The sequence below is a fragment of the Paenibacillus zanthoxyli JH29 genome, assembly GCF_000520715.1.
GTDB lineage: Bacteria > Bacillota > Bacilli > Paenibacillales > Paenibacillaceae > Paenibacillus_AQ > Paenibacillus_AQ zanthoxyli.
The window spans coordinates 1-3,482 of sequence record NZ_ASSD01000125.1 but is presented as its reverse complement, the minus strand read 5'-3'; the positions used below and the strand labels follow the sequence as shown (position 1 = coordinate 3,482).

4 protein-coding genes and 1 pseudogene are annotated in these 3,482 nt (G+C 50.5%); 4 read left to right on the top strand and 1 reads right to left on the bottom strand.

The window, feature by feature from the left end; all coding sequences use genetic code 11:
- The 4 genes from modA to L691_RS0105055 form a co-directional block, all read left to right on the top strand.
- The coding region (gene modA, locus L691_RS0105070) for a molybdate ABC transporter substrate-binding protein (RefSeq protein WP_025689174.1) at positions 1–681 on the top strand (681 nt) is incomplete at its 5' end.
- 125 nt (positions 682–806) lie between these two features.
- A complete protein-coding gene (locus L691_RS0105065) occupies positions 807–1,598 on the top strand; it encodes a DeoR/GlpR family DNA-binding transcription regulator (protein WP_198022979.1) in 792 nt (263 codons plus the stop codon).
- A gap of 27 nt (positions 1,599–1,625) precedes the next feature.
- Positions 1,626–2,447, top strand: a complete 822-nt coding sequence (locus L691_RS0105060; protein ID WP_036735385.1) for a Cof-type HAD-IIB family hydrolase — start codon at positions 1,626–1,628, stop codon at positions 2,445–2,447.
- A gap of 57 nt (positions 2,448–2,504) precedes the next feature.
- Positions 2,505–3,143 carry a YfbR-like 5'-deoxynucleotidase gene (locus tag L691_RS0105055; protein WP_025689170.1) on the top strand — a complete coding sequence of 213 codons (639 nt, stop codon included), beginning with the start codon at positions 2,505–2,507 and terminating at the stop codon, positions 3,141–3,143.
- Positions 3,144–3,198: 55 nt separating this feature from the next.
- Here L691_RS0105055 and L691_RS31825 read toward each other — a convergent pair.
- Positions 3,199–3,390 (bottom strand): annotated as a pseudogene (locus L691_RS31825) (N-acetyltransferase family protein); the annotation flags it as partial.
- Between the last annotated feature and the right edge of the window lie 92 nt (positions 3,391–3,482).

Here is a 3,482-nt window from a genome sequence, read left to right as displayed (position 1 = left end):
TCGGCGCCTGCCAGCCTCAAAGCTGCTTTAAACGAACTGGTTCCGAAATTCGAGGCCGCGCATCCCGATATTGCCGTGAATCTGAACCTTGCAGCTTCGGGCGCCCTTCAGAAGCAGATTGAGCAGGGCGCGCCCGCGGATTTATTTATCTCGGCCGGTAAGAAACAAATGAATGACCTTGCGGACAAAAAACTTACCAATCCCAAACTGACCAAAACTCTGCTAACGAATGATCTGGTGCTGATCGTGCCTGCCGATTCGGCGGCGGCGAACGTTTCAGCCCAAGATTTGACCGGCTCCGGATTCGCCAAGATTGCGGTCGGGCAGCCGGAATCGGTCCCGGCGGGCATGTACGCGCAGCAGTTCTTGCAGCATACGGGTCTTTGGGATAAGCTGATGCCTAAAATCGTATTTGCCAAGGATGTCAGACAGGTTCTGACCTACGTGGCGTCCGGCAATGTGGAAGCGGGCTTGGTGTACGGCAGCGACGCAACCGGGGAACCGAAGGTGAAAGTCGCTATGAAGGTTGATCCGTCCCACCACGATCCGATCAGCTATCCGGCAGCCGTTCTGGCGGGAAGCGCGCATCCAGAGCAGGCGAGAGCCTTCTACGATTATCTGTTCACACAGGAAGCCGGCGATGTATTCGTCAAATACGGCTTTAAGCTGGCTGGAAAATAAAGCTTTATTTTCCGCATGACCCGTTTCCTTATAAGGCGATCTGTTTCCGGTGTATCCGGGCAGATCGCTTTTTTCAGGGAATAAACACTTAAAAACGCTTAACAACTTGCTTAATAATGCTTATAATGAAGATGAGAAGGGAGGAGTTTTCCATTTACCAGGAGGAACGGCTGCTCAAAATTTTGGATCAACTAAAGACCCGTACCCAGCTATCGAATGCGGACATATGCGAGCTGCTGGATATTTCGAGGGATACGGCGAGAAGGGATATTATCAAGCTGGTGGAGGAAGGCGCTGCCATAAGGACGCATGGAGGGATCGCTTTACCTTTTTTCAAAGAGGAAATTAAAGCCTACAAGGAGCGCGCGGCCGCCGCTTCCGCACAGAAGCTTGAAATTGCCCGGACAGCTAACGCCTACATTGGCAAAGGGGAGGTCATCTTTATGGATGTCTCGACTACGGTCCGGGAGCTGTGCGCTCAGATTGGGGAAAAGATTACGGTATATACCCACTCGCTCGACAATTCGGAGGTTCTTGCGGGCAATACGGACGTGGAGCTTCATCTGCTCGGAGGGAAGTTTAACTACGACAACCGGTTTTTTTATAACGAATCCCAAGCGGAGCAGCTCAGCGAGATTTACTTTGACAAGGCCTTTCTGGGGGCGGCAGCGATTATGGAGGACGGTATTTATTTTGCCAACCGGGAAGATGCACTGGTCAAAAAGCTTGTAGCGGGGCGGGCCGGAAAAGTGTTTGTGCTGACGGACAGCCAAAAGTTCAATCTTACCGCTTCATTCAGGGGCATGGAGTTCTCCGATATCGACCTATTGATTACCGACGAAAGCCCGCCGGAGCACCTGCTGCCTGTCCTGCGTGAAAGCGGGATCGAACTGATCCGGACGGCCGGGGAAGAGTAAGCAAAAATTGTCAAGGAGTGATGCGCTATGATCAAAGCCATTTTCAGTGACATTGACGGAACTTTACTGAATTCGCGGCATCAGATAACACCGGAGACCAAATCCGCCATACAGAAGGTGAAGGATCGGGATATTCCGTTTGTCCTCGTCTCGGCCCGGATGCCGAGCGGCATACTTCCCCTCCAGCAAGAGCTTGAAATCAATGCGCCCGTTATTTGCTACAGCGGCGCTCTAGTCCTGGGCGGAAGCGACAGCGGGGGCCATAGGAAAACTCTTCACAGCGTTGGAATGGGCAAGAGCAGCGTCGATCTCATGCTCGGCATTGTAAGTTCGGGTTTTCCGGGAATCAGCTTCAGTCTATACAGCCATGACCAGTGGATTGTCGGCGATCTCACGGACCCATGGGTTATTCAGGAGCAGGAGATCATTAAGGTCGATCCGATTGAGCGCGAGCTGTCCTCTTATATTGAAGAAGATCATGAGATTCACAAAATATTATGCATGGGTAATCCGCAGGAGATTAACTGGCTCGCGGAAACACTGAAAAGAGTAGTTCCGGGCGTCAGCATCTATAAATCCAAAGACACCTACCTCGAAATCATGGACGAAATGGTGTCCAAATCATACGCGATCCGCGAGTTGGAAGAGGTGCTTCATATCTCCAACCGGGAGCTGATGGCGATCGGTGATAATTACAACGACATCGACATGATCCTGTACGCGGGACTGGGGATTGCGATGGGAAATGCGCCGGAGGAAGTGAAGCGGATTGCCGATACGGTCACGTTAAGCAATGATGAGGACGGCTTGAAGGATGGAATTGAGAGATTTGTTTTAATATACTCTTAACATAAGAGATTTATAGTAGAAACAAGACCTTATGACAAAAAAAGGGTGGCTGAACTGATGGGAATTCATGCGTATTTCCGGTCTCTGGGCGGGCTTGAGCGGATTATCCGCTGTCCGGGGAAATTCAAATTCGAGGAACACAGTGTGGCGGCCCACTCGTGGAAGGTGGTGCAGTACGCCAAGACGCTGGCGGATATCGAGGAGCAGCACGGCGTGAAGATCGACTGGAAGAAGCTTTACGAGATTACGAGCAGCCATGATTATGGAGAAATCTTTATTGGCGACATCAAAACGCCGGTTAAACATTCCTCCCCGCAGCTTCGGGCGCTGATCCAGCAGGTGGAAGAGGGGATGGTGCACCATTTTATCGAAGAAAATATTCCGTCCGAATTCAAAAGCATCTTCTACAACCAGCTGCGCGAGGGCAAGGACGATTCGGTGGAAGGGCGCATTCTCGAAGTCGCGGACAAGCTGGACCAGGTGTATGAGGCGTTCGCCGAGCTGCAAAAGGGCAATACGGAGAAGGAATTTATCACGATGTACCGCAGCGCCCTGATGAAGATCAAGGACATCCCGCTGCACTGCGTCGGCTATTTTCTCGACCGCATCCTGCCGGATCTCGTAAATGAAGAAACAATGTCCCCAATCGATATCCGGCGGATAACGGAAGAAGCACTGGCCAATAATATCAGATGAAGCGGTAATTTTAAGCAGAGAGGGCCTAACACGCGGTTAGGCTCTTTTCTCTGTTCTAAAGTATTTTCTCCATAATCATTACGTCGATCGGCTTATTATCCATGACCCCTTGTTTTTCAAAGACGCCTATCTCGCAGTAACCCATTTTCTGGTATAGCCTCTGGCCCATCTGATTAAAAGGGAAGGTAAACAGCACGATTTTGTAAAAAGAGGAAGCTTTCATCGGACACGTCTCCTTTTCTAATGCTGCTCCTTTCAGTATATTCTGTGTCTACTGTTCAGTGTCTACTGTTCAGTCTAACTTCATGTTGTAGTAGTCCCAGTATCTTAGTGTCGACA

What these genes read in the sequence shown, in the direction of transcription:
- L691_RS0105065 (WP_198022979.1), top strand. Translation starts at nt 807, where the DNA reads ATGAAGATGAGAAGGGAGGAGTTTTCCATTTACCAGGAGGAACGGCTG.
- L691_RS0105060 (WP_036735385.1), top strand. Translation starts at nt 1,626, where the DNA reads ATGATCAAAGCCATTTTCAGTGACATTGACGGAACTTTACTGAATTCG.
- L691_RS0105055 (WP_025689170.1), top strand. Translation starts at nt 2,505, where the DNA reads ATGGGAATTCATGCGTATTTCCGGTCTCTGGGCGGGCTTGAGCGGATT.